This is a genomic window from Acidovorax sp. DW039 (assembly GCF_037101375.1).
Taxonomy (GTDB): domain Bacteria; phylum Pseudomonadota; class Gammaproteobacteria; order Burkholderiales; family Burkholderiaceae_C; genus Acidovorax.
Map to the genome: position 1 here is coordinate 1 of NZ_AP029020.1, position 24,921 is coordinate 24,921.

Here is a 24,921-nt window from a genome sequence, read left to right on the forward strand (position 1 = left end):
ATGACTGCTCAAATCATCACGATCTTTAACCAGAAGGGTGGGGTTGGCAAGACTACGACCACCTGCCAGCTTGCAGGCACCTTCGGATACCGCGGCTTCGATGTGCTTGTAGCGGATATGGATCCTCAGGAAACCTCATCATCTTGGATAAGTAATGGGCCAGAGGGTTTTCGCTTTCCTGCGACCCTATGGGCAGGGCACAGGTACGCTAGAGAGAATATCACTGCAGAATTAGGGAAACTTTCTGCAAAATATGACTTAATATTTGTTGATTGCGCTCCGTCGGTCGATAATGCATCGACTTGGGCGTCACTTTTAGTCAGTGATCTGGCGATCATTCCAACCAAATTAAGCCCGGCAGACACATCCGCTCTGCCTGCTGCCTTACAACTAGTGAAGAGTGCCCGCCAAAAATGCGGTCGAGAGTATCCAGTGAGAATTCTTGCGACAGCATTTCGCAAGCAGCGAGCAGACGAACGAGCCATGCTTGAGCAGATATCAGCGAACGAGGCCTATCCTGATTTCACAGTTATGCCAATTCAGTTAGGCGATCGCGTTGCGTTCACACGCTCCATGCTCAGTGGCGCGACTGCCCACTCTATGCCCAAGCCAGGAGAAGCCGTCGCAGAGTTAGACCTACTTGCAGACCATGTATGTGAGTTACTCGGCCTGCCTACAGAGAAAGGGGAGTAAGCATGGCCATGACACCACCAAAATTCAAAGTGGACCCAACAGCTGCAATGAAGCGACTTCAACAAAGTGCGAATGCAGCCGCAACAGATCGGTTCGCGCTTGCCAGTCAAGTGATGCAGACCCAACCAACTGGCTTGACCGTAAGTCCCCCTGCGATCGATGAACCCAAACATGCCACGAGCAGCACATTTGATATCTCGCGATGTGTCCCGGGATCGATCGTAAGCGTGCCGTTGCATTTGATTGATCTCAATGAGCTTGGTCCTCGACAGATCTATCAGTCCACTGAAATAGACAAGATCGCAGCAACTATTACCGAAGCCCAAGACGATGCTGCGCACGGTTATGTCAAGGACGGTAGAGTTAAGCTTATTGACGGCGGAACGCGAGTCAGGGCAGCAAAAGTTTCGGGTGTTGATCACCTAGATGTCAAATTCGAAGTGGAGCCTGAATCCACGTTGGCCCTGTACCTTCGAGCAAGAAGCTACAACGACCAAAGGTCCCAACCCACAGCTATAGACCATGCGATAAGCCTGCGCAAACTTATCGAATCAGGTGCTGTACCAAATAACCGGGTGATTGCCGAAAAAATACCGGATCCAAACGGTAGGCCAATGTCCGAATCGCAGGTCAGCATGTATATGCGCATCAGCCGGATGCCTGATCGGGTGTTACAGCGCATGTCTGAAACGCCTTCGACGGCTGCGTTCACAATTTTGTATGCGGTCAGTGAACTCTTCGAAAAGATCCCTGATAGAGGTCAAGCCGAAGACACAGCGCTCTCGATCATCGATGACATTCGTCAGAAGGATCTTTCTAAGCAGCAAGTGATTGGACTTGTTCGCTCCAAACTTGAGGGTACCAAGCACCGCGAACGAAGCAGCCAACAATCACTAACGATTGGCTCATATGAAGGTGTAGTGAAGATCTTTGCAAAAAGAGGTCATCTTGAGCTGTCCATGAAGAACCTCCCGCCAGATCAGTTGCCTGAGCTGCAACGTGCACTGATAACAAGAGTTGAGGACTTCTTCAAAGAGCAACAAGCCAAAAGCACTTCTTCAGCGCTAGAGACTGAAAAGGAAGATTCCAGTCAAACACTTTGAAGCCTTGCCCACATCCCATAGATGTAGCCCAAAGCTGCCTAACGAAATCCGCACTCGATTTTCTTTGCCGAAATTGAGTGTAGGCACTTACAAACAACCCAAAGGTCTAAGTTTATGGGAGTGATTGCAGCACAATCACGCAGCAAATACTGGTTCAGGACGCACCTCAAAGGACCCTAAAAATGGGATCGCTCATGGTACACAGGCTAACCAAGCCAGTTATCCACAGCCAGATAGCAGATCCAGACGCCAGAACATCCCATAAACAGGGGCCTATGTGAAATGAATCATCCCATGACTAGGGCCCAATCCAGTGGACAAACATATGGGCTGCACGAGTCATAAGTTCATGACTCCCATAAGTAGGGACCTTACGAACGGTAACTGACGGCTAAGCCATCCCACAGATGGGGTCCAGCAAAGGATCAAAACCCAGATCCCATATCTGTAGCCCTGCAGATGCAAAGGTGCCTTGTATCCCATATCTGGTGACCTAGCTCAGAGGAGGATCGATGGAAGTGCATGGGGGGTTACAAGTCACGCCCCATAAACATCGACCTAAAGATCACCAGAACCCGGCTTAAATCCCATAAACGTGGACCTATTGCCGCAATAGATCAGCCTACGTAAGCATCCCATAATCGTAGACGTTATGGCACTCAAGTACTGGTTTGGATGATCCCATAAACAGTGCCCGAAGAAGCCACTAGCGTGGGCGAAACCTAAAGCACGATCCCATAAACAGTGACGTTAAGACAGATCCCACAGCATTAGCCCTAGCTCCCCAATTCCAGTGACCTAGTATCCCAGTAGTAGTGACCAACGTCCCACAACCACAGCCCAGTCATCCCAAATCTGGGGACCTTTGAGCCCATAGACATAGCCGATACTGCTCGCTAGCCCTTGTTCCATCGGCCTTTGGTGCTCCTAAATGTAATAAAGAAGGAAAGTGTTCTACTAAACAAAAAACTCATAAAAATACACTGGGCGCTGAAAGATAGGTCTATGAAAACAAAAGCTGTTTAGACCATAGAATGGTGGGATGCCACGCAAGAAGACTAGCGACGAACAAACACAGATAGCCCTGTTTCAGGCAGCTGAGGCACCGAATGCTTTCCGCAAGCCAGTCCAGGTCATCCATAGCAAACCTAAGACATCGTTGTCGCTTCTCCATCGCAAGCTCGCAAACGCATGGCTAAAAAATGCGTCAGATACGCCGTCCGACGACGGTTGGTGGACCATACACACTGCGACGATGGCTGGTGACATTGGCTTCGACTCGAATAACCGTGCCTACCTCATAGACTCAGCTAGGGCGTTGATGGGCATCATCTTTGAGTGGGATGTGATTGCACCAGAAGGCAAACGAAAGCTTTGGAAGGCATCAGTACTGTTTCCCGAGGTAGAGATAAGGCCGGATACCATTCGGTACCAAATCAGTCGTCCTCTCAGGGAACAAGTACTCACACCAGAGATGTACGCAATGATCGACCTGAACGTACTGAAACGATTCAGACGAGCATCGAGCCTTGCTCTGTACGAACACTGCCTACGATTTGAAAAGATCCACAGAACTGCCGAAGTGGAGTGGCAGCTCTTGAGAGACATGCTGATGGGCGAGTCAGCAGATGCGAAATCGTATCAAGAATATAAAGTATTCAAGGATAAAGTTCTCAAAGTCGCAATCGCAGAAGTTAATGCTCTATCTGACATTGAGATTGCACTTGTTGAAAAGAAACTTGGACGTAGAGTGCAAACACTTGCCTTTACAGTAAAAAAAGAAAGAGAGCAGCTTCCAGAACAACCCGATCACGAAGATAGCGTGCTGGATATTGGAGAAATGGTAAAGATAGGAATACTCCAATCAGAAGCAAGGCAACTGGTCAGGAAGTACACGCATCAACAAATCGTATCGGCAGTCGCCTATACCAAAAAGCGCTTAGCAGACAAGAAGTCTGCAAAAATCGAAAATCCGGCGGCCTATCTCAGAAAGGCATTAGCAAATGGATGGGCGATAGTCGAAAACATCGAGACCAATTCCAGCAGCCCCAAGCCAAGCCATCAAGAGAAGAAGCCAGATTTATTAGAGATGTACAAGGTAGAGCTCATACGGGAGGCGGAAGAGTACTTCAAAGAGTTAAATTCAGCAGATCAAGGAGAACTCGTCTCTGAGTACAACGCGACAGACGTTTCTCCCGCCCTAAAAGTCAAACGAAGTAAGCCTGGCAGGGCAGTCCGAACTGAGTTTTTTAAGTGGCTCGCCCAAAAAACATGGGGGGAACCAAAGCCGGAAGATTTACTTCAGTATGCTCAAAAGCTTCTCCAAGCCTCTAACGGAGGCAGTAAAGCATAAACAACCAGGGAAATAACTTCCGGCACGGCAAACTTACGGAGATAAAAAGTGAATTTCCTCGAAATACGTCGTATATTTATGAATAGTGTTCGTGTTTATTTTGCACCGTTAACGGGTGCATATAAGGGAATCCGGGATGAAATTCGGCGCACGGATCCTTGGAGAGGCAGATAACTATTGGCTGTTGAGAATCGATCTGAAATGCGTGAAGAGATGCAATGCATAAGCAGAATCAGCATTCGATGAGTACTCATAAACGCACAACAGGCCAGGATGTAGTCGCACTGCCTTGACAAGCCTGGTGATCCGGTGCGCAGTGGCAGCTGCCGAACAGTTGGGGCATTACTGCAGATAGGTAGCACAGGCAGCCCTTGTTCAGTCTGCATGAGTGAGATAGAGGTTTCTAATTTGAAGGTGGCCAAATCAGCGCCCCTTTGAAACCCGAGGCCCTGTGTTTTTCTTGTGTCGAACCGCACTTGTCCTTGCGCTGGCTTTGTCTATTTCTTTTTACGCCCTGGCCAGTGACCACGTCAGTAATCAAGCGCCGCTGAAGGTTCCTCACCCCACGAGCTTTTCTGAATGCCGTCCGTTTTTTGCAGTCTGGCGCACACCGGTGGTACCTGAAAGATCAGTATTGCGTGAGCTTTGCTAGGCAGCGTTTGCGCTCATACACAGTGAGGAGACAAAGACGCCTGTCTATGTCGCCAAGATGCTCAGCCGTAAGAGTCTTGAAGATGCACACGAGCGAGGAGCCGACAAGTCCTTTGTGGATGCGCGGCTGACTGCGATGCAGCGTGCCGAGCTCCGCGACTACAGCATTCGGGATATTCGAGAGGGCATATGCGCCAGCTGGCGATATGTCTACCCCAACGTCCATGGCGCAGAGTTATTTTGGCAAATATGCGTTCCCTGGAACGCAGAACAAAACGGTGGTTTCTGGGCAAGGATTGAAAAAGACGCGCACAGGTACGTTTTGCTTGCCAGCGGTCATGTGTAAGTGATCACGGGGCCGGTGTCTGAGCCCGATGCTCCTAAGATTGAATCACGACACATGCAAGAACTCAAAGAGCGCGCTTTCTCTGGCCTCACATGCTATGTGATCACACGGCATGGCGTACACGGCTGGAAAGTAATCTCCCACCAACGACTCTGACTGGCTTTGGGTGGTCCGGATTTCGCCGTCTCGCATTGCAAAGAAGACCCTTGCCCCACTTTGAAGCTGGAGAATTGTGGGACGAGATGCACATCGCGGAGGATGTTTGGCTCGTACTCACTCAGGTTCAGCGACGAATGCATCTACCTGTTGAAGTCACGCACTGGCAGCAAAATGTTGGCTGAAATGGAGTGAGCGTCAAAAGCCCACAGGGGGAAATACATGAAACGAAAAATCGCCAGCAAGTTCCTAAGTTGTTGCCTATTGGCGCAGGTGTTTCAGCTAGCGCAAGCTGAGGATGTACCAAAGTACTTGCAGCTGGCCCGTGACTTCGTGGCCAACACTAAACCAGAGAACAACACCTACTCACTTGGTAAAAGCATGACCCGAATGCCGGGTGATCTTTTCGCGAGCAGCTACGTGGTTTCAGCAGACTGCTCCGGATTCGTGGGAGAGATGTTCAGGCGTGCTGACTCCACGACATTGAATAACCTGACCACTCAGAAATTTAAGAATCGCCACAGCATTCACGACTGGTACCGCAGCATCAAGCAGGAAGAGGCTTTCATCCGAATCACCAAGGTAACCGACCTCCAGCCTGGGGATGTTGCTGCATGGCTTTACAAGGGCTCCGGCCAACACCACACGCCAGGGCACATGCTGTTTCTAGATTCCGTCCCGGTCAAGATCAAGCCCCGCAAGCCCATGGCTGAGGGGCTGGACCAGTACGAGTTCGCATTGATCGACACGTCACAGGAAGCCAAGAGTCGCGACGACACCCGTTTTGTCAGCGACGAGGCGCTGCGGGATGAGAACGAAGCCAAAGGCAAAGAACGAGGCACGGTAGCCAGCCCCAACTACAAAGGCGTGGGTCGGGGCCATATGCGCTTCTATGCCGACGGCGAAGGCAACCTTAAGGGCGCGGCATTCAGTTTTCCCAAAGCCAAGTTTCACAGCGTGGACAACGACTGGGACATCGTTGTGGGTCGCCCCCGCAGAGTCGCCATCGGCACGAAGGGCTGAATATGCGTCGATCACTAGGGGCGCTGAGCTTGGGACTGGTTTGCGTATCGTTGTCCTTCACGCTGAATGCGCAGACCTGCCCCGGCAAATAATGGGACACGTCACCACCCACCGTATCTGACGGGAATTCCGGTAAGCTGTCCGAGTTGTAGGCCCTGCTCAATACCTTGAACACCACCGCCCTGGTCGGTGGCGCATCGGGATCGGTATACATCCCGCCACCTCGCTCTCCGGCGTGCCGCAGGCACGTCACTTCTTCCTCTCTTCCATCTGATCGAATGGAAGCATGCACGGATGCATTCTTGAGCGGTTACCCAGTAGTAAGTAAGCCACTCAGATGGCGAAGCACAGTTCCTCTTGGTTTAACCACCACCGCCTAATGGAGCCCATCGGCCACATGTCGCCCACAGAGGATGAGGCAAACTACTATCGGCAACTCGTCAGTCAGGCCGTATCTGTCTGAGTTAGACCAACAGGCCTCCGCAGAAACTGAACTGCCCCCCAGAAGTTGGACAAACTTCAAGGGGTTACATGAAGAAGTACAAAACGGAGTTCAAGCTGGAAGTGGTCCAAAGCTTCTTGGCTGGCGAAGGCGGCGGGAAGCTTTTGGCTCGGCGGTGGTCGGTGCCTGAGGAGAAGATCCGCACTTGGGTGAGCCACTACCGCCTGCACGGCATAGACGGATTGCGCCCCAAGCGCAGCACGTACAGTGCGCAGTTCAAACTGCAGGTACTGTCCCATCAGGATCGCGAACAGCTCTCCAGTCGCCAGGTCGCGGCGATCTATGACATCCGCAATCCCAACCAAGTCGTGGTCTGGCGACGCAATCTCGATCAAGGCCGCCTGCAGGCTATCGCGAACGAGAAAGAAGAGCGTCCCAATATGAAGCTGGAAGGACGCTGCGCAGCGCCGTCGAACAAGGTTGCCGCCGACGCAGTGCAAAGCCTAAAAGAAGAGAACGAACGACTGCGCGCCGAGGTCGCGTACCTAAAAAAATTGCAGGCCTTGATTCGGTCGAAGAGATCAGCTGCGCCGACAAAGCGCAGCTGATTGCCGGGTTGAGGCATCACCATAAATTGGCATACCTGTTGCAGGTCGCAGGCCTGCCACGCAGCACGTTCTACTACCAATGCCAGGCGAGCCAGCGCGCCGACCAGCAAAGCGCCTTGGAGGCCAGGATCCGCACTGTCTATGACGAGCACAAAGGACGCTACGGCTACAGACGGATCACGGCCGCGTTGTGCAATGGGGTGGCGGAACCGGTCAACCACAAGTGCGTGCAGCGTCTGATGCAAAAGATGGGGCTACGTCTACGTGCGTTGATCCGGGCGAAGAAGCGCTCCTGGCATGTCCCGGGCACGAGCGATGCGCACGTACCCAACGTTCTGCAGCGCGACTTCTGCGCGACCGCGCCAAACCAGAAATGGGCGACCGATGTCACCGAGTTCAATGTAAGCGGCCAAAAGCTCTACCTGTCGGCCTGCATGGACCTGTACAACGGCGAGATCGTCGCGTACCGCATGGCAAGGCGGCCGGTCTTCGAGATGGTTTCCAGCATGCTTGAGGCCGCGCTCTCGCGGACGAATTGCGTCGCAGGCCTAATCGTGCATTCCGACCAAGGTTGGCACTATAAGATGCAGCCCTACCGGGCGATGCTCGTGCGACGCGGAGTCAAGCAAAACATGAGCCGCAAGGGAAACTGCTTCGACAACGCGGCGATTGAAAGCTTCTTCGGCACCCTGAAAGCCGAGTATTTCCATCTCGAAAGGCCCGATAGCATTGATGCGCTCGAAGCGGGAGTGCATGATTACGTCCACTATTACAACCACGAGCGCATCAAGCTCAGGCTTCAGGGGCTCAGTCCGGTGGGATACCGGCTGAGAAACACCGCCTGATCGGCGGCAAGGCAACCGTCCAACTTCTGGGGGTCAGTTCAAAACCCGGGGCGATTCAAGGTGAACGACCGGGGTGTTCAATGTTCTGCGGGCTCAGGGAGGCAAGCCCTCCGACCTGTGTCGTTAAGCAAACAAAGGGAGGACGAATGGGGTTCAGTAGTGCTAGCTTGTTTTCGGTCCGACAGGTAGTCACTAGCCTGGCGTTTGTGATTCCAGAGTTCCAGCGCGGGTATGCCTGGAACAAGGAACAGTGGCTGGCGCTATGGAACGACTTGCGTGCTATTTCGAGGCGGCCAAATTCACATCACTATGCTGGGACCATCATGGTCGCAGAGCAGCAGGGCGAGGAAGTAGTGGAGCTTATCGACGGCCAACAACGCATCACGACTATCGCGCTCTTGTTGGCGGTTCTCGGGGCTGAGGCATGCGAGGTTCAGTTTCGAGCCAACGAAGCGCTCCAGACCTACTTCGACTACTACGCCATGGGTAAGCAGCACCTAGCACCGCGCCTATCGCAGTTCCGCTCCTACTACTCTGCGAACCTGGGCAATGCCCATGAGTTCTTCGCTTCGCAGGCGGAAGGACTCTCACAAGAAGAGAAGCTAAAGCTGGGTTCGGCGCTCCTGGACCAGTTCAAGCTATTCGTACTAGTGATTCAGCCTGAATTCGACGTCCACGTCGCATTCGAGACCATCAACAACCGAGGCAAGCCACTGTCGACGTTGGAAAGGCTGAAGAACCGCCTCATCTTCATCGCAATGAATGCTGAGGACCAGGCTGCCGGCAGGGAGGCGGCAACGGAGGTTCATCGGTGCTGGAAGGGTGTGTACACCTGGCTCGGGGCCGGCAAGTTCCTACTCGATGATGACCAGTTTCTCCGTGCGCACTCCATAGGCTGGTTCCGTCATGCCAGGACAACTGACTGGCTGACGTCACAGTTGTTCGATGAGATGTTCTGCACGTATGGAAGTACCCGACCAAGAGACATCGTCGAGTACGTTCGCAGCTTGGAGCTCGCGGCGGCGTGTTGGCACTACCTAAATGAGCCCGAGCGATTGCCTGCTCAAGTCGCTCGCCGGCTTGAAGCGCTTTCTCAAACTGCCTCGGCGAGTTCGAAGCCGTTGCTGCTTTGGGCGCTCGTGAGACTGGCGCGTGACAACCAGCAGCTGACAATCGCACCGGCAGCTGACGCGGGTTGGTGTAAGAGCTTTGAGAACTTAGTCGCCGAGGCTGAACGGTTCGCGGTGTTGGTTGTCCTGGCTAACGGTCGGCTTTCTAACGTTGGACAGAGCGACCTCAACAGCTCGGCTTACGCACTCGCTCATCCCGGCGAGCCAATCTACATCCGTCATCCTCACCTGATCTCGCCAGCACGCGCTACCGATGCGGTACTGCTGGCGAGGGACCACCTTGCCTCCATCGTTGAGAACTTTGACTCCGAGACGGAGAGGTATATTGACACTCGGTTTTCTTGGGCCGGCTACTTCGACATTGAGTCGGTACAGACAACGATCGCAGACAGACTGCGGACCCAGAACGGCTTCTACAACTGGCAGTTCGGAAAGTTGCTGATTTACCTCTGGGAGGAACACCTCCGGGGCGACCGTGGCCGTCCAGTAAAGCGTGCTTGGGAGAAGTTTTCCTGGGACGAGTCGGTCGAGCACATCTATCCACAGACGCCTCACGCGCAGTGGTCTAACGAAATTACAGTCGATGCACGGTCGAAGCGAGCGAAAGCAGCAATCACCAACTCTCTCGGGAACTTGCTCCTCCTTTCCAGCAGCTTAAACGCGCAGCTGTCCAACCAGCCCTATGTTCCCGTTGATGGGTTACCCGGTAAACGCCAACGTTTTCTGGGTGGCAGCTACTCGGAGATGCAAGTAGCTCGACTCTGCGATCGGTGGGGCGTCGTGCAGCTTGCGGCGAGAGGCATAGCCATGCTGCGCCTTGCGCAACGGACTTGGAAATTCGTGGCAGTTGATGGGGAGGACAACTTCATTGATTGGTTGCCGTTCCTCTTTGGTGACATTGCTGAGAGTGTGCAGGCTGGTGTGTACACGAGTGGTAAGAAGGTGGATGGTCGAGCCCTTAAACCTTGGGTCAAGAAATTTGAAGACCGCTCCCTGGTGACATAAGCAGCTAGGTCGGCCAAGAAGCGAACAGACTCGACGTGGCTGCACGACATATGCGCTTGCGCAGCCAAACTTTGAAAGTCGACGATGTCAGTGGAAGTCCCTCTGAGCGAATGGCTACGCCATGAACAGGAAGGCGCGACCCAGAGGCCCTAGCAATCACAGGCCTGGGTCCCTGCACCGGCGCCTTCGTGGCGGAGACTCCGCGTTAGGGGTTGTTCTACTTGGCCGTAACCACTCTGTCGCTTTCCCGACTGTGCATGGCTTGTATTGGATTTCGTCTCTGGCGTCTGGAACGCACCTAGGGAGGAAAAGGCTGCCCGCTTCAAAACCTGAACCAGCGGCATGTATGCAGCGATTGCAGACTTTGACTACGTGTGGCGGTACTCACGCTCAATTGCATAAAGCGGTCGTTCAGGTGTGGCACTCGATTGCATTCATTGGCGCAGATGCACGGCAGACTACAAAGCGAGCGAAATCGGATGCCCGACGGCGACTAGCGGGGTGAAAACTACTGTTGCGAGACCTGATCCGTTTTGAGGGGTGAGCAGAGAAGCATTGCTATTGGATAGCAGCAAACCTGCGTGCCGCCGTGATGGTAAGCCCGGTGCCGTCGGCGAAACTCAGTGACATCCTATCTCCGCAGGAACTGCAACCACCGGCGGCGGACCGTCTTCCAGTGCCACTACCGATGTGAGCAGTGCCACGTTGACGGTAGAGCTCTCTGCGCGCGCCATCCCTGCCGCCCGGATTGCGGTGGGCCGCGGCGCCAATAGCGAAACGCTGGCCATCACGCTGGCTTGCGACGATGTCACTGCCTTGGCGATCGCGGCGTCGCAGGCCGAAGCACAGTTGCGCACATTCAAAGGCATCGGCAACGTCACGTCGAGTGCAGCTTTGCAGCGGCCAGAAATTCAGATTCATCCGGATGCGGCGCGGGCCGCAGCGCTGGGCGTGACCACCGATAGTCTGGCCGATATAGTGCGCCTGGCCACCTATGGTGACTACTCCAATGCGCTTCCCAAACTCAATCTTTCGGAGCGTCAGACTCCGGTGCGCGTTCGCATGGACCCGTCTGTTCGGGAAAATCTGAACGCGGTGTCGCAGTTGCGCGTACAGGGCAGCAATGGAACGGTCAATCTGGGTTCGGTCGCAGATATTTCGATCGGCAGTGCTACTGGGGCGGTCAATAAGCTCCTTTTAAGTGTTAGTGCCAGAGGCAAACTGATCATTAGGGGCGAATAGCGACTTGAGCTGGATTTATTCGAGGGGGCTGCTGCCCTGTCTCTTGGTACGCTTGTGTCGCAGTTTTGAGATGTCATGCTCACCGCCGGGCTCCCTCTCCTTCGTGCTGTTTGGGGAACCATCGGCGGTGCAAGCGGCCCAGTAGCTTGCGCAATTCGCTGTACCACAGCACACCACTGGCCATTGCTATGCAAGTCAGCCATTGGTCGGCCGAAAGCGGCGTCGTTCCAAACGCCACGTTAAGTATTCCCACGTGTACCACAGCAACCTGCAATGCGGCCGATAGCGAGACCGCGCCCCATAGCCATACGTTCGTGAACAGCCCCTCGAAGGCGCTAGCGGTAGCTGAACGGGCGTTGAAGCAGTTGAACAAGTGCGCTATCACAAGCACCGTGAAACCCGCCGTCCGAGAGGTGGTGATGTCCAGTGACCCCGCGATCAGACCACCGGGCAGGTACAGGTCCATCGTCAGTAGCACCAGCATGGCGACCACTAAGCCGGTCCCGCAGATGTCGATCCACATGCGGCCAGCAATCACGCGTTCGCTGCGTGGGCGCGGCTTGCTTGCCATCACATTGCTGTTGGCCGGGTCCAGTCCCATGGCCATTGCAGGCCATGAATCGGTGACCAGGTTGAGCCACAGGATTTGTGTGGCAAGCAGCGGCAAGACCATGGCGCTGCCTGGATCTACGAGACCGATCACGCCCGCGCCCACCACGCCCAGGAATACCGTGAGAACCTCTCCCATGTTGGAAGACAACAGGTAACGCAGGAACTTGCGGATGTTCTCGAAAATCGTGCGGCCCTCGCGCACGGCCTGCACTATGGTGGCGAAGTTGTCATCGGCCAGCACCATGCGAGCCGCCTGTTTGGTCACGTCGGTGCCAGTCAGTCCCATGGCGATGCCGATGTCGGCAGCCTTGAGCGCGGGGGCGTCGTTCACCCCGTCGCCCGTCATGGCCACGATCTCGCCGCTGGCTTGCAAGGCCGCTACCACGCTCAGTTTGTGCCGCGGTGAAACGCGTGCGTACACGTTGGTCAGGCGTACTGCGGCAGCCAACGCCTTGGCATCCAGAGCGTCCAGGTCCAGCCCTGTAAGCACCCGTTCGCCGGTCTTGGCGATGCCCAGGTCGGTGGCAATGCGCGCCGCCGTGCGTGGGTGGTCACCGGTGATCATGACGACCCGGATGCCAGCGCGGTGGGCCTCTAGGATAGCGAGCATGGCCTCCTCGCGTGGTGGGTCGATCATGCCCACGGTGCCGACGTAAACCAGTCCCACCTCGAGCGCATCGCCGGACTGGGCATCCTCTTGCGGCGCGAGCGGGCGGTATGCCACCCCCATCGGGCGCAACGCAGCGTCTGACAATCCATCCACATCAGCCAGAATTTTCATACGGGCGGCAGCGTTCAGGGCTTGCAGCCCCGTGCCCACGCGCTGGTGGGTGCAGTGCGCCAGCAGCACGTCCGGCGCGCCCTTGCAGAGTAGCCGCATGCCTGTGCCTGGTGGGGCATCTCGCACAATGACCGACATCATCTTGCGCTCCGATGTGAACGGGATCTCGGTGACGCGTTGCGCGGGTTGCTCGCTGACGGTCGTTCCGGGAACCAGCTTTCGCTCCGCCACTAGGAAGGCCGCATCGGTTGGGTCACCCTGGATTTGCCAGGCACCGTCTTGTGTCTGTAGCAGCGAGGCGTTGCCCGCCTGGCTTCCGCCCTGAAGCACCATGGCCTGCTCATCGTAAAGGGTGCCTGCTGTCAACACAGCGCCCTGCCATTGCACCTGGCCCGTTGGGGCATAGCCCGCGCCTGTGACCTGTGTGGAGCCCGAAGCCGTCACGATGCGCTCGATGCTCATTTCTGCGCGGGTCAGGGTGCCGGTCTTGTCCGAGCATATGACCGATGCGCAGCCCAGTGTCTCTACGGAAGAGAGGTTCCGCACGATGGCCTTGCGCCGCGCCATGCGCTGCACGCCCAGCGCCAACACCACCGAGAGAATGGCTGGCAGCCCCTCAGGCACCGTAGCGACCGCCAGCGAAACGCCGAGCAGTAGCACCTCTATCCAGCTGGCCAGGTCGGTAGGCGGTGTCATCAGGACGATGGTGAGCACCACTACCGCCGCGATGGCCAGCACCCCGATGCCCAGCGCGCGTCCGATGTGGGCGATCTCCGTTTGCAGTGGCGTGGGCTTCTCCTGCGTGGTATCCAGCAGGTGGGCGATGTGGCCGATCTCGGTGTCCATGGCGGTGGCGGTGACCACCGCACGGCCTGTGCCTTGCGCGACCGTGGTGCCTTTGAAGACCATACACAGCCGGTCGCCCAGGGGCGCGTCGGCCTGCAGGGCAGCTGGGTCTTTGAGAATCGCCTGGCTCTCGCCGGTGAGCGAGGACTCCTGCGTGCGCAGGGCTGCTGCCCAGGTCAAGCGTGCATCGGCACCCACAGCATCGCCTTCGCCCAACACCAGCAGGTCGCCGCACACCAGATCCTCGCTGCGCACGCGCTGCAGTCGGCCGTCGCGCAGGACGTTGGCGCTCACCGCCGTCATGCTCGCCAGTGCTGCGACGGCTTGGCGCGCCCTGGCCTGCTGCACGAAGCCCAGCACGCCGTTGAGCAAAACCACCAGCGCCACCACCAGCGCATCCACGGGCCATCCCGTTGCGCCATCAATCCTCCATGCCGCCAGCGCTACAACGATGGCGCCCAGCAACAGGTAAATGAGCGGGTCGTTGAACTGAGACAGCAATAGGCGCCAGGCGGGCTGCGGTGAGGTAGCGCGCAACTGGTTCGGCCCGTCCTGGCGCAGGCGGTCCGATGCGTCCTGTGCGCTCAAGCCTTTGTCTGCATCGCTGGCCAGGGCCTGTAGCACCTCGGCAGCCGACAGTCGGGACGGATCGCGCAAGGGGCGCTGCGTGGGGGCTTTCATGAGGGCGGGTGTGTACGTCCTCGCGGCTGCATCACATACGGCTTTCGGTGACTTTCATGCCCTCGATCGATGCACCAAATTCCAGCCCAGCGTTTGCCAGCACGAAGCCCACCACCGGCGCGCGCATGGTGGCGGTATCGACGTGACCGTTGGCGCCGATGCTGGCCAGAGCCACGGTGGCATCCAGGCCCACGGTCCATCCCTGGCTAGCCAGGAACTTTTCTAGCGCCTGCTGGGTAGTAAACAGGTAGATGATCGCCTTGGACTGCGCGCCGAACTGTGGGCCTAGCGAACCACCAGCGATGCTGTAGTAGCGCTGGGTTTGGCCATTGATTTGCAGTGCACCGCGTCCGTATTCGGCCCCGATCACGAAGCTGCCGCCGACTACGGATGGGAAGATGAGTATGCCCTTGGAGGTATCGACCATCTCACGCGCGCCCGGCACGGTACTGTATAGCTTGGACAACGTGGCGTCGATCTGCGCATCCACCGAGGCATGTGAGGATGCGGTGCTAGCGTGGTCCTGCGGGCCGGTAGTGGTGCAACCGATGAGGGCGATGCCGCAGATGGCCAGGGCAGCCGCCGCAGCGAAGGGGCGAAATTGGAGGGTTGTCATAACGAAGTTCCTTAGATGGCACATGGCGAGAGGCTGGCGCGCTGGCCTTGTGAGCAGTGCGCTCTGTGCTCCAGCTTGGCGGCTCTGGCGCCCTGCGTCTGTCCGTCAGCGCACAGACGCCCGCTGGTCCAGCCGCCAAGCTAGGGCGATGGACTACGCCGCGCTATGAAATACAAGGACTACTACGTTACGCTCGGCGTTGCGCGCGATGCGGAACTCGATCAGATCAAACAGGCCTACCGCAAGCTCGCAAGACGCTACCACCCGGACATGTCAAAGGCGCCCAATGCTGAGGCCTTGTTCAAAGAGGCCGCCGAAGCCTATGCCACCTTGAAGAACCCTGCCAAGCGCGCTGCCTATGACGCGCTGGGACAGCACTCTTCGGGAGAGGAGTTCGCGCCGTCGCCGCCGTGGAAACAGGCGCACGCTTCTGAGGAGCCTGACGCTGATGAAATGAATTTGGCTGACTTGTTCGCTGCGATGGCGAGCAGACAGGGGCACGGGTATGCGCAGGAGACCGTGCGGGGGCAAGACCACGAAACCCATGCCCAGATCAGCCTACAGGATGCTCACCGTGGCACCACCTTGCACCTGGACCTTGCCGATGCTCAGGGGCGGCGCACGCTGGAGGTGACGATCCCGCCTGGCGTGCACGACGGCCAGACACTGCGGCTGCGCGGAAAAGGGGGACGTGGCCGCCATGGTGGGCTCGACGGGGACATCTACTTGCACCTCACGCTGGCGCCTGACAGGCAGTTCCGTGCAGAGCGTCATGACCTGTACTTCGAGCTTGCGCTGACACCCTGGGAGGCCACGCTGGGGGCTGAGATCCAGGTGCCGACGCTGGATGCCCCAGTGCTGCTGACCGTGCCGGCAGGAACGCGCGGCGGAGCGCGACTGCGCTTGCGTGGCCGTGGCTTGGCCGATGGCCGTGGTGGGCGCGGTGACTTGTATGCCACGGTGCGGATCGAGGTACCCACCACACTGACTGAGCGTGAGCGCCAATTGTTCACCGAGCTTGCCCAAGCCTCGCGCTTTGATCCGCGAGTGGCTGCATCACAGGAGTCGCCGCATGCACGAAACGTCTGAAATAGTCTGGCTTGATGCGCACGGAGTGCTGACCCTGCCCGAGTTGGCTGAGGTCTGCGCTCTGCAAGTAGGAGAGCTTCAGGAACTGGTGGAGGTCGGTGCGCTGAAACCGTTGCAGCGGGACGAGACGGCCTGCGTCTTCAGTGCCGAGGTCGTGATGCCGCTGCGCAAGGCCAGTCAGCTTCGCTGTGACTTCGACCTAGATCTGTTCACCGCGGGCTTGTTGCTGGAGCATCTGCTGCGCATTGACGCGCTGGAAATTCAGGTACGTGCACTCCAGATGCGCATGGAGCATGCACCCTGATGCATGTGTTGTCGCCAGCGATAAACTGAATTGCCCCGGGTTTTGAGGAGGCTGTTTGGCTTAAGTGAGATCACCACGGCAGTGGCCTGCTTTGCGAATTGCCGGTAGTAGTTTGCCTCAGCCTCAGCAGCGAGATTTACCCGATGGATTCGAGCAGGCGATGGTGGTTGAACCATGACACCCATTCGAACGTTGCGAACCCCACCGCCTCCTTGGTTTTCCACGGTGCCTAGCGCAGCGTCTGCTTTCATTTGAGGTGACCGGCTGCTTCTGATCAAAGGACTAAACCGCTCGCGCGGTAGCCCGCAGCGAAGGCCCTGACGGTGAGTAAACATCGCGCCCCTGTCTATGTTGGCGAGCGAGGCAATCGGCCTCGTTCTTGGACAGGAGCGCGATCATGATCCCTTCCCCTTCGACCCAACCCCTCTCGCCGCTGCGCCAACGCATGCTTGAGGACATGCGAATGCGCAAGCTGGAGCCTCGCACGCAAGAAGCCTACATCCGTGCCGTACGCAAGCTGGCGGCCTATCTCAAGCGCTCGCCCGATGCTGCCACGGTGGAAGACCTGCGCAATTTCCAGCTCCATCTGGTGGACACGGGCTCATCGCCCATGACGCTCAACGCCACGCTCACCGGGCTGAAGTTCTTCTTTGACATCACTCTCGGGCGCATCGAGCTGATGGCCAAGATGCAGCCCGTGAAGCTGCCTCGCACCTTGCCTGTGGTTCTCAGCTGCGAGGAAGTCGCGCGTCTTCTGGCTGCGGCCCGCAACATCAAGCACCAGGTGGCCTTGTCGGTCGCCTATGGTGCAGGTCTTCGCGCCAGCGAGGTCGTCAGCCTGAGGGTCACCGATGTGGACAGCCAGCGCATGACGCTGCGCGTGGAGCAAGGCAAGGGCGCCAAGGACCGCTACGCCATGCTCAGCCCTGTTTTGCTGCAGCGCCTTCGCTCTTGGTGGCACCTGGCCCATGCCCAGGGCAAGATGCTGCCCGGCGGGTGGCTATTCCCAGGCATGACGCCCTTGGAACCCCTCTCGATTCGTCAGCTCAACCGCGCCGTTCATGCGGCGGCCGAGGCCGCTGGGATCAACAAGCGCGTCACAACGCACACCCTGCGCCATAGCTTTGCCACGCATCTGCTCGAACGCAAGGTCGATATCCGCGTGATCCAGGTGCTGCTGGGGCACAAGAAGCTGGAGACCACATCCATCTACGCTCACGTAGCGACTGACCTGCTGCGCGAGGTGATCGGCCCGCTGGAGCCCATGCCTGCCGCCTGAAGGTGCGCGCGTGCAGCGGCCCACCCTGGAGGTCGCCGACATCTTCCAACAGCACGGTGCCGCTTGGCGTGACAGCCAGCGCGGCCACTTGAGCCTGTCTCAGCGCAAGGTCATGTCGGCCATCGAGCAGTGCCGTACAGCGGCACTGGGGGGACATGTCTTGCGCTGCGATGGCTGTGCCTCCGAGCTGGTCTCCTACAACTCCTGCCGCAACCGCCACTGCCCCCGGTGCCAAAGCGCTGCAGCCAAGCGCTGGCTGGATGCCCGCCAGGCTGATCTGCTGCCCGTGGAGTATTACCACGTGGTCTTCACGCTGCCCGCGCCCATTGCCGATCTGGCGTACCAGAACAAGGCCGAACTGTATGGGCTGCTGTTTGACGTGGCCGCCGAGGTATTGCAGACCATCGCTGCTGACCGCAAGCACTTGGGTGCCCGCATCGGTGCCACGCTGGTGCTGCACACCTGGGGTTCGGCGCTGACGCATCACCCGCATGTGCATGGGATCGTGCCAGGCGGCGGGCTGGCTCCTGACAGCAAGTCCTGGGTGGCCTGCCCAGTAGGGTTCTTCCTGCCGGTGCGCGTGCTGTCCAGGCTGATGCGGCGGCGCTTTATCGAAGAGCTGCTGCGCTTGCACCAGTCGGGGCGGTTGAGGTTCTTCGGAGAACTGGCGGCGCTGGCGGATGGTGCCTGCTTCAACCGGTGGCTGGCACCGATGCGCCAATGCGAGTGGGTGGTCTACGCCAAGCGACCGTTCGCCGGCCCCCAGGCGGTGCTGGCCTACCTGTCACGCTATACACATAGGGTGGCCATCTCCAACAGCCGACTGGTTGCGATGGATGAGCGCGGGGTGAGTTTCAAATGGAAGGACTACCGGGCCAAGGGGAGCACACGTCACAAGACCATGACGCTGGCGCCCCAGGAGTTCATGCGCAGATTCCTGCTGCATGTGCTGCCCAGCGGCTTCCACCGCATCCGCCACTATGGCTTGCTGGCCAATGGCAACCGCAGGGAATGCCTTGCACTGGCGCGCCAGTTGTTGGGCGCCACCCCAACGCAAGCCGCCGTCCCACCGGGCAACGACGGGCAAGACGATGGGCCGTCCAACGCAGCGCCACCGGCCTTTGTCTGCAGGCACTGCGGCCACGCGATGGTCATCGTGCAAAGTTGGATGAACGGGCAGGCCATTCGGGCGCCACCTCCATCATGAACAGTCCCCTGAACCACCACTTGTCTTGGATGTCGATGCGCTTGGGTCCGTCGGCGGGGTTGGTGCATGCCCGGCGCTGGAAATGGCGGTCCAGAACGCATGCCGCCCCCTGTGAAGGGTGCAACACCACAGTTGCACCAGGCCCCATCCACACACAATGGCACACTGGCGCCGCTTGCCCGCGAGCTGTGAGCGTCAAGCCGCTGCCCGAATCCCCATAGCGTTTGCGCCCTGAACACCTGCGTTGGCGTTCTCCGCGGTTTCCTCCCCCGAGGCTTGTGCGACACCTGCCCTCAGGTCGGGGGCGCTTGTCGCTCGGGGGGTGTTCCGGGCAGGTATCCCACAACCCTAAACAAAAGTATCCGTTCAAAAGCGGAAACCGCATGTCCGCAACCAGCTGAGGCTGTGTGGAAACCCACAGAGAGTTCGCCTGACATGGGCTCGAATCGCAGCCTTGACGTGTTCGAATCGCGACTTGGCGATTTTGTGAATTGGCCGCGTTGACGACCCGTCAGATAGATCTCAGTTCCCTCCCAAGGCTTTAAATCGCGCCTATTTCGGCTGCAAAGGGCCGCTCATGTGCCCAACAATTGCATGGCCTTCTTGGTTCGTTCAAAGCCAAGGATGCTGAGGACGCGTTTGAAGTTGTACGCCAGAACGTGAAGGCTCATCTCACTTGCCACGTTCTGAAGGCCTCGGATCAGGAAGTGCGTTGAGCCCATCCAGTGTTTGAGCGTCCCCAAGACGTGTTCGATGGTTCGCCGGCGCACCTTCATGGCATCGGGCTCTCGATCAAGTCGCTGCTGTACGGCGTCCATCACATCCTCGTGCTCCCAGCGCCTGATGCGACGGTACTTGCTCGTCGTGCACTGATTCCTCTGCGAGCAACCAGGGTGTTGATTTCCACGCAGAAGTGACCCACTAGTCCCCAGGGGGGGTGCGGACGAAAACTTGGACTACTAAAAGGTAGTTCATGTATTCCTACGAAGACCGAATCCGAGCAGTTGAGCTCTACATCAAGCTGGGCAAACGCACCAGCCCGACGATCAGGCAGTTGGGGTACCCGACCAAGAATTCATTGAAAGGTTGGTATCGGGAATATCAGCAGCGCCAGGACTTGCCTAAAGGCTATGCGGGGCGTGAGCCCAAGTTCTCGCAGGCCCAGAAGGCGGCGGCCACACAGCACTACCTAACACATGATCGATGCATCGCAGCCACCATGAGGGCCCTGGGCTATCCAGGGCGTGGAACGCTGACTAAGTGGGTGCGCGAAGCATTCCCTGAGGCCAGGATGGCCGTTGTCGGCAGTGTGGGTCAGCGAAGATATCCCGAGAGCTTGAAGCAAGCGGGAGTGATGGAGCTTTGCACCCGGCAGGAAAGTGCACAGGCGGTTGCCGACAGGCTCGGCGTGTGCCGACCAACGTTGTACAACTGGAAGAACCAGCTTCTGGGGCGTGAGGCACCCGCATCAATGAAACACACCGATCGATCACCGCAGGCGCAAGAGCGCGAAGAGCTCAAGCGCCAGGTTGAAATACTGCGCCACGAAGTCAGGCAACTGCGCCTTGAGCAGGACCTCTTGAACAAGGCCAATGAACTGCTAAAAAAAGGCCTGGGCGTCGATCTGCAACTCCTGTCCAACCGGGAGAAGACACTGCTGATTGACGCCCTCAGGGAGCACTATGGTCTGCCAGAGCTCCCTGCACAGTTGGGTCTTGCGCGCAGCTCATACTTCTACCATCGGGCCCGCGCGGCAATCGGAGACAAGTACGTGAAGGTGCGCCAATCCATCACCGAGATCTTCGAGTCCAATCACCGCTGCTACGGCTACCGCAGGCTGCAAGCCTCACTGGCCAGAGAACAAGGCCCGATCTCCGAGAAGGTAGTGCAGCGGCTGATGAAGCAAGAGAGCTTGGTCGTTGCAAAGCCCAAGCGGCGGCGGTATGCCTCTTACCTTGGCGAGATCAGCCCGGCACCAGAGAACATCATCAACCGTGACTTCCAGGCTGCTGCGCCAAACGAGAAGTGGCTCACAGACATCACGGAATTCCAGATCCCCGCAGGCAAGGTCTACCTGTCACCGATCATCGATTGCTTCGACGGGATGGTGGTCAGCTGGACCATTGGCACGAGCCCGGATGCTGAGCTAGTCAACACGATGCTCGATGCTGCTATCGAGACGGTGGCAGAGACCAACGATCGACCTGTGGTCCACTCCGACCGCGGAGGACACTACCGCTGGCCCGGCTGGCTATCGAGAATGAGCGACGCGGACCTTACCCGTTCGATGTCCCGCAAAGCCTGCTCGCCTGACAACGCGGCGTGCGAGGGCTTCTTCGGTAGGCTGAAGAATGAGCTGTTCTATCCTCGGGACTGGAAGAGCGTCACGATCAAACAGTTCATTGGGGTGGTCGACGACTACATCCGTTGGTACAACGAGAAGCGGATCAAGATCTCCCTGGGGGCCCTCAGCCCGATCGAATACCGGGTGAGTCTTGGACTTGCGACATAAAACCAGTCCAAGTTTTTATCCGCACCCCCACTAGCCCCCGGTGGGTTAGGTTTGCATGGAAATCAACAGTTAATGTTCGTCGAACGACTGCTAAACCACCCAAAGCGACAGCGCCACAGGGGTCAGCAGTCTATCAGTGCATCTGAGTCACATGATGCAGCGAATCGTCTTCTGCTCATGGCCATCAGATCCGCACGCCACCTGAATTGCCCAGAGTCTCCTAGACCTCCGGGTCGTTTCATAAACAGCGTCGACCTTGGTAGGAGCAACTTGCTGAACAGCGAGGCTGAGTCACTCCAAAAGTACCAGTTCAAAGATCACCGGCAGTCAAGGTCATCAGCACATCGGCATACCAGGCGCAGTTCAGCCCCAGTGATTCGTCTTGCACCAAGTCGCGGGTGGCCATGTCCATGCGGCTGGAGTGCACGCCAAGCAGACTCCACAGCCGATGCCCTGCAGCATCGGGCCTCAGCCGTGCCAGAACCGGTGAACCACTGCTGCCACGGTGCATCCGGGCATCGGTTATGAATAGCCCCTGTCCCTGGAAGCGGATGCCGTAAAACGATGCGATGCTGGCTTGGCGGACCACCGGCAGATGGTGCACGGTGTCGAAGAACCCGAGCGGAAAACCTGGGATGGCCAGCCGGTCGCCCACATCGAACTGGTCAAATTCCACCATCAGGTGCTGCGGCTTGAATGGCTGCAATACGCAGCATGTCGGCATCGTGTCACGATCAATTTGGATAGTGGCGACATCAATCTCACCGCCGCTGTCACTGGCTTGGTGCCAAGTGGCCACACCTTCGCGATACAGCAGGATCGACAAATGGGTCATCCGTGTGAGGTCACGCTCATCAGTGTGCATCTCGATTTCGATGCGGTCAGGCGCATGGCCGCTTGCTGCGTCGAACAGCACATGTCGGCTGGTGACGAGGTACAGTCGGGCCTCTCTTTCGAAGAAGAACCCACTGGCTTCCGTCAACCCGCTGGCACCCGCAAAAGTGAGCACACGGGTGACGCCAAACAGGGCCTCATCGCGTGGGCCGAGGGGCGATGTGGCGGTCTTCACGCTGCGCAGATGCTCGCCGGCTAGTGCGAGTTGCGAAGTGTGATCTCGATCCCATGAATCTCGACGCTCCGTCCAGACGTTGTTGCTCTCGCCGGTGGCATCGGGCTGATTGACTGCATCGAACATCGGGTTCGTAGTCTGAGCGTCTCCGCGGGCTGCGGCCTTAGCTCCCTGTCGGCGCAACTCGGCGTGTTCGCCAGGGTTGACGGCTGAAGGTCTGGTGCGTTTGGTTGACAAGGGACAGCTCCTGAAAAGGACTTGTCCCGTCAGGGGCGGCGCTGCCACCAGTGACGATTCAAGAGTATTGGTGTAGGGCGGTGTCACGTTCAGCGCACCCTAAGTGGTCCCATGGTACTCCTTCGCACCCCGCGACGTTGTTGCCCCTCAGTTTCGGAGCGACCCTTGATACAGCGGTGTGTCTACTGGCGCAGAGACCCGCTGAACGCTGTGTCCCAAGGTTCACCCATCTCATCGCCACTGGCGTCTGCCTTGGACGGGCGTGCAGTAATCGATGTCCATGGTCGCCATCCTGGATGTAAATAGAGTCATGCTGAAAGAAAAATTGGTGGTCGTCACCAGCGCTGCATCGGTTGTCGGCCATGCCATTGCGCTTGTCGCCTCCCACGGTGGCTCGCGCACCTGGTGCTGGCCGACCTGGACCCGCAAGACCCTAATGAGACCCTGCAGCAGGTGCGTAACATAGGCACCGAGGCCTCGTTCGCCTCGCCGTACGTGAGACATCCCACCACGCCCAAGCCCTGCTGGATCAGGCCCTGGTCCTGAAGCGGTAGGTGGCCGGTGTGACCGATGTGGTGAGCGGCATTTCCCTCAAATAGGGCTCCCGGCATCAAGAGCCTTGACATTAGTGTGCTCACCCACAAGCGCGAGGCTCGGTTGACTTGGTTTGTTAACACCCCGGCTCAGGCTGCAGCCAGTCCTGCGCCAGCGACACCAGCACCACCGCGACACCCGGGTGGGCTCGCTGTTCACCCAGCATCGGTAGCGTGCTGCGTAGCGCAGAGTACAAAGCCGAACACGTAGGCGAGACCTGCCGGTCCTGGCCCAGATAGCGGGCAAGGGGTTCGCCGTTGCGGTTGGCCTGCGTCCGCTAGCACGCTGCCAATACCAGTGTCGCGGGCAGCAGCGGCGTAGCCACGAACAGCAACGCTGCTAGCGCATCACCGGCGCCAGAAACGGCAAGAGCAGCAAGGCTACCTGGGCCAGCACCGCCGAGACCGCCAAACGTAAGACCCCACGGAGCTGCCACAGAGAATGCCGCTTCGCTGCAGCCTTGCTGGTATTACAGCTTTTCGGAAACCAGCCCGGCATGAGCGCTCACATGTGCGGCCAGTAGCGAGGGCGGAGCCGCGGCAGGCTGGAACGCGGGATGGATCATTTGCCTGCACCCGTAAGTTAATGGCGGTTGCTGCGTTAACGACGGAACAGAGCCAGCAAACCCATGAGGCTCGCACCGGCGGCGGCCGCGATCAGCATGAATTTGATCGGCTCGCGCAGGATCTGCTCGGTGGTGGCTTGGCGCGCGTACTTGGACTTTTTGCGCAGCTGGTTTTCACCTTCATGTAGGGCGTCCATACCCCTGTGGATGAGTGTGCTGATGTTGTACGCCAACTGCTGCAGCCCGGCGCCAGTCTGTGCCCTCGTGCTGCCTAGTCCGTCGAGTCCTTGCTGTGGCTGGTTCGAGGCTTCGTCGCCGATAGTTTTGACGGAGGTGTTCATTGGGTTCTTTTCGCCCTGCCGGGATGCGTGTTCACTTCAGGCGCATGTCGTTGCGCACAGAGCGCACGCCACTGAGTCCCTGCACCAGCTGTACCGCATGCTGGATATCGCCCGCCGAGTTGACGAAGCCGCTGAGCTGGACTACGCCTTTGAAGGTCTCGACGTTGATTTCGGCCGATTGAAGCGACGCGTCGTTGAAGATGGCCGCCTTCACCTTGGCGGTGATGGCCGTGTCGTCCAAGTACTGGCCTGTGCTCTCCCGGGTGGCGGTGGAAGCGCAGCCCACCACGCTGGTGAGCGCAGCGGCTGCAAGCAGGAGGATCGAGAAGCGGTGGATGCTGGTTTTCATGGAGAGCTTTCGGTAGGAGTGAGTGGCGGTGCCCGCGAACAGCGGCAGTGCAGGGCCAGGCTTTTGAGGAGCCCGTCCACGTATGCTGGCGCCTGAGTCGACTTGCGTCTGTGCGCTGGCGAACCAACGGGTATCCACATCACGTGCACTGGGCTCTCGTTTGATCATGCGGTTTGCGCAACGCGGTCAGTTGGCGTACGGTTGCGACTGCCCTTGTGGTCATAGGTGTCCGATGCACCGGT

At 58.1% G+C, this 24,921-nt stretch carries 18 protein-coding genes and 1 pseudogene; 13 read left to right on the forward strand and 6 right to left on the reverse strand.

Going from position 1 to position 24,921, the window contains the following annotated elements:
• From AACH87_RS21740 to AACH87_RS21775, 8 genes are all read left to right on the forward strand, one after another.
• Window positions 1-693, forward strand: a complete 693-nt coding sequence (locus AACH87_RS21740) for a ParA family protein (protein WP_338799215.1) — start codon at window positions 1-3, stop codon at window positions 691-693.
• Window positions 694-695: 2 nt separating this feature from the next.
• Window positions 696-1,796, forward strand: a complete 1,101-nt coding sequence (locus AACH87_RS21745) for a ParB/RepB/Spo0J family partition protein (RefSeq protein ID WP_338799216.1) — start codon at window positions 696-698, stop codon at window positions 1,794-1,796.
• Window positions 1,797-2,838: 1,042 nt separating this feature from the next.
• Window positions 2,839-4,149: a RepB family plasmid replication initiator protein gene (locus tag AACH87_RS21750; RefSeq protein ID WP_338799217.1), complete on the forward strand. Its 1,311-nt coding sequence runs from the start codon at window positions 2,839-2,841 to the stop codon at window positions 4,147-4,149.
• A gap of 1,375 nt (window positions 4,150-5,524) precedes the next feature.
• The gene (locus tag AACH87_RS21755) at window positions 5,525-6,325 is read left to right on the forward strand and encodes a hypothetical protein (RefSeq protein ID WP_338799218.1); all 801 of its coding nucleotides are present in this window, start codon (window positions 5,525-5,527) and stop codon (window positions 6,323-6,325) included.
• Window positions 6,326-6,856: 531 nt separating this feature from the next.
• On the forward strand, window positions 6,857-7,375 hold the full coding sequence (locus tag AACH87_RS21760; RefSeq protein WP_338799219.1) for a transposase: 519 nt from the start codon (window positions 6,857-6,859) through the stop codon (window positions 7,373-7,375).
• The gene (locus AACH87_RS21765) at window positions 7,321-8,220 is read left to right on the forward strand and encodes an IS3 family transposase (protein WP_338799356.1); all 900 of its coding nucleotides are present in this window, start codon (window positions 7,321-7,323) and stop codon (window positions 8,218-8,220) included. The genes AACH87_RS21760 and AACH87_RS21765 overlap by 55 nt, the downstream gene beginning before the upstream one ends.
• Before the next feature lie 146 nt (window positions 8,221-8,366).
• Window positions 8,367-10,355, forward strand: a complete 1,989-nt coding sequence (locus AACH87_RS21770) for a DUF262 domain-containing protein (RefSeq protein WP_338799220.1) — start codon at window positions 8,367-8,369, stop codon at window positions 10,353-10,355.
• Between the two features lie 705 nt (window positions 10,356-11,060).
• Window positions 11,061-11,597 (forward strand): efflux RND transporter permease subunit, encoded by a 537-nt coding sequence (locus AACH87_RS21775; protein WP_338799221.1) that lies wholly within the window; start codon window positions 11,061-11,063, stop codon window positions 11,595-11,597.
• 79 nt (window positions 11,598-11,676) lie between these two features.
• Here the strand turns inward: AACH87_RS21775 and AACH87_RS21780 are convergent, their stop codons facing one another.
• Together AACH87_RS21780 and AACH87_RS21785 are read right to left on the reverse strand one after the other, a co-directional pair.
• Window positions 11,677-14,517: a cation-translocating P-type ATPase gene (locus tag AACH87_RS21780; protein WP_338799222.1), complete on the reverse strand. Its 2,841-nt coding sequence runs from the start codon at window positions 14,515-14,517 to the stop codon at window positions 11,677-11,679.
• Window positions 14,518-14,548: 31 nt separating this feature from the next.
• Window positions 14,549-15,133, reverse strand: a complete 585-nt coding sequence (locus AACH87_RS21785) for a YSC84-related protein (RefSeq protein WP_338799224.1) — start codon at window positions 15,131-15,133, stop codon at window positions 14,549-14,551.
• A gap of 165 nt (window positions 15,134-15,298) precedes the next feature.
• Here AACH87_RS21785 and AACH87_RS21790 point away from each other — a divergent pair, with 165 nt between their 5' ends.
• The 4 genes from AACH87_RS21790 to AACH87_RS21805 all read left to right on the forward strand — a co-directional run bounded on the left by AACH87_RS21790 (window position 15,299) and on the right by AACH87_RS21805 (window position 19,012).
• The gene (locus AACH87_RS21790; protein WP_338799225.1) at window positions 15,299-16,222 is read left to right on the forward strand and encodes a DnaJ C-terminal domain-containing protein; all 924 of its coding nucleotides are present in this window, start codon (window positions 15,299-15,301) and stop codon (window positions 16,220-16,222) included.
• A complete protein-coding gene (locus AACH87_RS21795) occupies window positions 16,206-16,526 on the forward strand; it encodes a chaperone modulator CbpM (protein ID WP_338799226.1) in 321 nt (106 codons plus the stop codon). Before AACH87_RS21790 ends, AACH87_RS21795 begins: the two co-directional genes overlap by 17 nt.
• A 397-nt stretch (window positions 16,527-16,923) precedes the next feature.
• Window positions 16,924-17,805 (forward strand): site-specific integrase, encoded by an 882-nt coding sequence (locus tag AACH87_RS21800; RefSeq protein WP_338799227.1) that lies wholly within the window; start codon window positions 16,924-16,926, stop codon window positions 17,803-17,805.
• A 10-nt stretch (window positions 17,806-17,815) separates the two neighbouring features.
• Window positions 17,816-19,012 carry an IS91 family transposase gene (locus AACH87_RS21805; RefSeq protein WP_338799228.1) on the forward strand — a complete coding sequence of 399 codons (1,197 nt, stop codon included), beginning with the start codon at window positions 17,816-17,818 and terminating at the stop codon, window positions 19,010-19,012.
• A gap of 575 nt (window positions 19,013-19,587) precedes the next feature.
• Here AACH87_RS21805 and AACH87_RS21810 read toward each other — a convergent pair.
• Window positions 19,588-19,902 (reverse strand): annotated as a pseudogene (locus tag AACH87_RS21810) (transposase); the annotation flags it as partial.
• Window positions 19,903-19,985: 83 nt separating this feature from the next.
• Between AACH87_RS21810 and AACH87_RS21815 the strand changes: the two are divergent.
• Window positions 19,986-21,524 (forward strand): IS3 family transposase, encoded by a 1,539-nt coding sequence (locus tag AACH87_RS21815; RefSeq protein WP_338799229.1) that lies wholly within the window; start codon window positions 19,986-19,988, stop codon window positions 21,522-21,524.
• A gap of 310 nt (window positions 21,525-21,834) precedes the next feature.
• Here AACH87_RS21815 and AACH87_RS21820 read toward each other — a convergent pair whose 3' ends face one another.
• The 3 genes from AACH87_RS21820 to AACH87_RS21830 all read right to left on the reverse strand — a co-directional run bounded on the left by AACH87_RS21820 (window position 21,835) and on the right by AACH87_RS21830 (window position 24,679).
• Window positions 21,835-22,830, reverse strand: a complete 996-nt coding sequence (locus tag AACH87_RS21820; RefSeq protein WP_338799230.1) for a CrpP-related protein — start codon at window positions 22,828-22,830, stop codon at window positions 21,835-21,837.
• A gap of 1,194 nt (window positions 22,831-24,024) precedes the next feature.
• Entirely contained in the window at window positions 24,025-24,330 is a 306-nt protein-coding gene (locus AACH87_RS21825) for a hypothetical protein (protein ID WP_338799231.1), read from the reverse strand.
• 31 nt (window positions 24,331-24,361) lie between these two features.
• Complete coding sequence (locus AACH87_RS21830; protein WP_338799232.1) at window positions 24,362-24,679, reverse strand: BON domain-containing protein; 318 nt, start codon at window positions 24,677-24,679, stop codon at window positions 24,362-24,364.
• Window positions 24,680-24,921: the final 242 nt, after the last annotated feature.

Excerpts from the sequence above, each read along its gene's own strand:
- AACH87_RS21785 (WP_338799224.1), bottom strand. The coding sequence starts at position 15,133 with ATGACAACCCTCCAATTTCGCCCCTTCGCTGCGGCGGCTGCCCTGGCC.
- AACH87_RS21800 (WP_338799227.1), top strand. The coding sequence starts at position 16,924 with ATGATCCCTTCCCCTTCGACCCAACCCCTCTCGCCGCTGCGCCAACGC.
- AACH87_RS21760 (WP_338799219.1), top strand. The coding sequence starts at position 6,857 with ATGAAGAAGTACAAAACGGAGTTCAAGCTGGAAGTGGTCCAAAGCTTC.
- AACH87_RS21750 (WP_338799217.1), top strand. The coding sequence starts at position 2,839 with ATGCCACGCAAGAAGACTAGCGACGAACAAACACAGATAGCCCTGTTT.
- AACH87_RS21740 (WP_338799215.1), top strand. The coding sequence starts at position 1 with ATGACTGCTCAAATCATCACGATCTTTAACCAGAAGGGTGGGGTTGGC.
- AACH87_RS21830 (WP_338799232.1), bottom strand. The coding sequence starts at position 24,679 with ATGAAAACCAGCATCCACCGCTTCTCGATCCTCCTGCTTGCAGCCGCT.
- AACH87_RS21755 (WP_338799218.1), top strand. The coding sequence starts at position 5,525 with ATGAAACGAAAAATCGCCAGCAAGTTCCTAAGTTGTTGCCTATTGGCG.
- AACH87_RS21790 (WP_338799225.1), top strand. The coding sequence starts at position 15,299 with ATGAAATACAAGGACTACTACGTTACGCTCGGCGTTGCGCGCGATGCG.
- AACH87_RS21770 (WP_338799220.1), top strand. The coding sequence starts at position 8,367 with ATGGGGTTCAGTAGTGCTAGCTTGTTTTCGGTCCGACAGGTAGTCACT.
- AACH87_RS21815 (WP_338799229.1), top strand. The coding sequence starts at position 19,986 with ATGTATTCCTACGAAGACCGAATCCGAGCAGTTGAGCTCTACATCAAG.
- AACH87_RS21780 (WP_338799222.1), bottom strand. The coding sequence starts at position 14,517 with ATGAAAGCCCCCACGCAGCGCCCCTTGCGCGATCCGTCCCGACTGTCG.
- AACH87_RS21795 (WP_338799226.1), top strand. The coding sequence starts at position 16,206 with ATGCACGAAACGTCTGAAATAGTCTGGCTTGATGCGCACGGAGTGCTG.
- AACH87_RS21825 (WP_338799231.1), bottom strand. The coding sequence starts at position 24,330 with ATGAACACCTCCGTCAAAACTATCGGCGACGAAGCCTCGAACCAGCCA.
- AACH87_RS21745 (WP_338799216.1), top strand. The coding sequence starts at position 696 with ATGGCCATGACACCACCAAAATTCAAAGTGGACCCAACAGCTGCAATG.